Origin of the sequence: Streptomyces sp. NPDC057565 (assembly GCF_042801455.1) — a bacterium.
Lineage (GTDB): Bacteria > Actinomycetota > Actinomycetes > Streptomycetales > Streptomycetaceae > Streptomyces > Streptomyces yanii.
Window position 1 is genome coordinate 1 of sequence record NZ_JBHVFU010000149.1, and the last position, 3,935, is coordinate 3,935.

3 protein-coding genes and 1 pseudogene are annotated in these 3,935 nt (G+C 68.0%); 3 read left to right on the plus strand and 1 reads right to left on the minus strand.

Annotation, left to right across the window (positions count from 1 at the left end; genetic code table 11):
* Positions 1-392: 392 nt before the first annotated feature.
* Positions 393-1,127 (plus strand): hypothetical protein, encoded by a 735-nt coding sequence (locus ACFU8W_RS52125; RefSeq protein WP_384052881.1) that lies wholly within the window; start codon positions 393-395, stop codon positions 1,125-1,127.
* A gap of 147 nt (positions 1,128-1,274) precedes the next feature.
* Positions 1,275-1,868: a sigma-70 family RNA polymerase sigma factor gene (locus ACFU8W_RS52130; RefSeq protein WP_384052883.1), complete on the plus strand. Its 594-nt coding sequence runs from the start codon at positions 1,275-1,277 to the stop codon at positions 1,866-1,868.
* Between the two features lie 432 nt (positions 1,869-2,300).
* On the opposite strand, the gene ACFU8W_RS52135 is transcribed toward ACFU8W_RS52130, so the two are convergent.
* Positions 2,301-3,713 (minus strand): MFS transporter, encoded by a 1,413-nt coding sequence (locus ACFU8W_RS52135; RefSeq protein WP_384052885.1) that lies wholly within the window; start codon positions 3,711-3,713, stop codon positions 2,301-2,303.
* Positions 3,714-3,795: 82 nt separating this feature from the next.
* Here ACFU8W_RS52135 and ACFU8W_RS52140 point away from each other — a divergent pair.
* Positions 3,796-3,935 (plus strand): annotated as a pseudogene (locus ACFU8W_RS52140) (RNA polymerase subunit sigma-24); the annotation flags it as partial.

Here is a 3,935-nt window from a genome sequence, read left to right on the forward strand (position 1 = left end):
ACCCACATCTCCCGCCTCGAAGCCCTCATGCTCGCGGCCTGACAACCCGTTTTGCGGATTCCTCAGCAGAGTCCTTCAGGCGGGGAGGGAATCCGGTCCTGAACCCTGCGGCGCGGAGCGCCGCGGTTTCGCTTCGGAATGCCTCGCTCGCGGAGCCGCGTTTACCTGTGTCCCTTCACGCTGCGGCGCTTGCCGCGGACACCTCCGGCCTTGAAAGAGGTCGTTGGGGCTTGCGCCGACTATCCTCATTCGAGAAGTGACGTGGGTCACATGATGTGTGTTGAGCTGTACACCTAGGCACTATCCGTATCGACCGGTGAAACCAGGACGCCAGTGCAAGGATGAGGCCTGCCATGATTGCTGGGCGGTGTTGCCGAGCATTGCGGGCTGCGATGTTCGCATCCGTCTGTGTGCTGCTCACCTCCCTGGGGCATGTCCTGATGTCCGGCACCCACGTGCCGTGGTGGGCCGTGGTGCTGGGGGCCGCCGTGACCGGCGCAACCGCATGGCTCTTCACCGCCCGAGAGCACGGACTCCTTCCCGTCCTGGGCGCCTCGATCGCGGCCCAAGCCGTCCTTCATTCTGCGTTCTCCCTCGCCCAGGCAGCCGTGCAGCCCGCGCTCCCGAATGGCGCCTCGATTCTGCAGCGGTGGGCCGACCACGTCCTGTGTCGCAACCCGCCGTCGGAGCCAGTTGCCCGAGCCGGACTCGTGAACATGGCACTGGGTCGCTTTCTCCGCACACCGCCGACAGGCTCGGTGCAAGCTCCTCCACCCTCGGAGTACATGAGCCACGACATGGCTGCCATGCACTCGATGAGTCACACGGCACTCCTCGGGCACGGCAGCAGTGTCATGTCGCCGGGCGGCATGGTCGCCGCCCATCTGTTGGCAGCTTTGCTCGGCGCCCTGTGGCTCGCTCACGGCGAGCGGGCCGTCTTCCGCATCCTGCGTGCGGCCCCTGGGTGGCTCGTTGTACCTCTGCGGCTCCCGTTCGTGGTGCCCCGTCCACCGCATCGCCCGCGTATGCGCACAGCCCGGGACAGTTCGGCGCGCACACCACGTGAGTTCCTGCTCGTACACGCGATCACCTCACGGGGGCCGCCCTGCGGGATCGCTGTCCTCTGACGACAGCTGTATTCCCGCACCGTTGAAGGATGTCTCCTCGGCGTTCACCGGTCGCGGGCATCGGCCGTGTGCGCACGGCCGTACCTCCATCACCGGGCCCGGCGACTTCACGCGCGGCCCGGACCAGCATCCTGCGAAGGACACCAGGTGAGCACTCCTGCCCTGCCCCGGTCGCGCGACGAAGCGATAACAGCCTGGGCGCTCGCCGCCCGTGGCGGCGACCCTGTCGCCATCGAGCGTTTCGTCCATGCCTTGCACCGAGATGTACGCCGCTACATCGCCTACCTCGGTGCCGATCCACAAGCGGTCGACGACTTGACCCAGGACACGTTCCTGCGAGCCCTCGGTAGTCTGCATCGCTTCGAAGGCCGGTCCTCAGCACGTACATGGCTGCTGTCCATCGCCCGCCGGGCAGTGGTCGACAGCATCCGCTACAGCGCTTCACGGCCTCGCCTTTCGCGCACCGATGACTGGGAGCGCGCCGTCGAACGCGCTCAGCCACGGGGTCTGCCCGGCTTCGACGACGGGATCGCCTTGTCGGACCTGCTCGCAGGTCTTCCGCACGAGCGGCGCGAGGCCTTCGTCCTCACACAACTCCTCGGTCTGCCCTATGCGGAGGCGGCTCTCGTCAGCGACTGTTCGGTGGGAACAGTGCGTTCACGGGTCGCCCGTGCCCGGATCGCACTCATTGCACGATTGGATGATGCCGAACGTCCCGTCCTCTCCGGGGCTGATTCCTGACATACCGGCACGTGATGGCCGCCGTTCTGGCTTCGTCGCCTGTAAGCATCGGCGGCCATCGGCGCGTCAGTCGGCTGTGGGGCCCCTTTTCCATGTGCAGGGACTGAGAAACGCCGGAGCGCCAATCCGTGGGCCAGTTCTCCCCACCAGGCGCCGGGCCGATCAAGCTCGATCCCATCGGGATCGGGCACGGAGGGGGACTGATTGCGCAGCTGTTGAGTGACCTCAATTCTCGCTGATATGGGTCATGAAGACGCACGGCGAGTGACTCCCACACTCAGTTCGAAGCGACATCCAGTGTTCTGCATTCGGTGCCGGGGCCCGTACGGAGAGAACGCGATCTGGGGGATACGTGCGCGGTTCGATCAGCAGGGGAGGCAGAGTCGGTACCTTGCCGCGCCGCCTGACGGGTGCGGATCCGAGCCCCGTCATTCAGCCGGCGACGTCGCGAGGTGTCTTGCGCGGGATGCAGAAGAGCGCGAGGGTGGCGGCCGTCAGGTACGCGGCCGCGCCGATGGCCATGCTGGTCCGCAGCCCGGTGGTGAAACTGGCTGCGGCGGCCAGCAGCGAGCCTCCCAGCGCGACCCCCGCGGCGCTGCCGATCTGGCGAGTGGTGTTGAACAGGGCTGAGGCGGTGCCGGAGTACGCGTCCGGGGCGGCTGACATCACGGTGGCGGTTGATCCGGTGAGGGCGAAGGATGTGCCGAAGCCCGCAGCCATCATCGGTGCCACGAGCAGTAGGTAGTCCGGGTTCGGTCCAGCGGCGGCCCAGCCGGCCAGACCTGCCGCTCCCAGGAGCATGCCCGAGACCACAAGCGGGCGGTGTCCGGTGCGGCGTGCCAGTCGCCCGGACAGGACGGAGGCGAACATGGTCATCGCCACCGCCGGGAAGAGGGCGACCCCGGTGCGCAGTGCGCTCAGGCCGCGCTGGTGCTGGAAGTACAGGCTGGCTGTGAAGATCATGCCGTAGAAGGCGAAGTTGAACAGCAGGCCGACGGCCGCTCCACCGCTCATCGGGCGTGAGCGCAGCAGCCGCAAGGGCAATACAGGGTTGCGGGCCAGGCGCTCGCGAAGGACGAACGCGACGGCTGCAAGCAGGCACAGGCCGGCGCCGGTGAGGATCAGAGGGTCCGCCCAGCCACGCCGCCCGGCTTCGTTGAGGACAGCGATCAGCAGGGCCACCGTCGCGATCAGCGCGCACTGGGCAGGCCAGTCCACGGCGCGGTCCGTGCGACGGGCCGAAGCCGGTACGTGGCGCAGCGTCAGCAACAGGCAGGCGCAACCGACGGGCAGGTTGATGAAGAACACCCAGCGCCAGCCCACGGTGGTGACCAGGAGCCCACCCAGGAGGGGCCCGGCGGAAGCGGCGACGCCCGCCATGGAGCCCCATAGGCCGAAGGCCCGGGAGCGCTCGGCGGGTGAGGGATAGGCCTGCTGAAGAAGGGCGAGGGAGCCGGGCACGATCAGTGCCGCGCCGAGTCCTTCCGCCAGCCGGGCGGCAACCAGGGTCCCGGTGCTCTGTGCCAGCCCGCAGCCGGCCGAGGCGGCGGTGAACACCACCACCCCGGTACAGAAGATCCGGCGGTTGCCGAGCCGGTCCCCCAGCGCGCCGCCGGTGAGCAGCAGGCCGGCGAAGATCAGGGTGTAGCCGTCCGTGATCCATTGGATCCCGGTGAGCGAGGCCGACAGTTCCCGTCCCACCACCGGAACGGCGACATTGATGACGGTCACATCCAGGATGACCATGAAGTAGCCCGCGCAGACCGCGAGAAGCGGTGCCAGGAGCCGACCCGAAGCCGCAGGCCCATCCGGTCGATCGGCCTGGGGGCTACCGGCATGTGCCATGACGACACGATATGCCCGAGATGAATGCTTCCCGTGGCATGAGCAGTCCGGCAGCGTGCCGAGCTGTCACGCCGAACCGCGTCGTCACGGGCAGGTGCAGGAGCTGATGGATGTCATGGCGCCGGATGTGGTCCTGATCGCCGACGGCGGCGGGCTTGTGGCCGCCGCTCTGGAACCGGTCCACGGTATCGAGCTGGTGGCGCCGCTGCTCGCGCGCGCACA

Coding starts and splice junctions, on each gene's coding strand:
- ACFU8W_RS52125 (WP_384052881.1), top strand. CDS start 393: ATGTTCGCATCCGTCTGTGTGCTGCTCACCTCCCTGGGGCATGTCCTG.
- ACFU8W_RS52135 (WP_384052885.1), bottom strand. CDS start 3,713: ATGGCACATGCCGGTAGCCCCCAGGCCGATCGACCGGATGGGCCTGCG.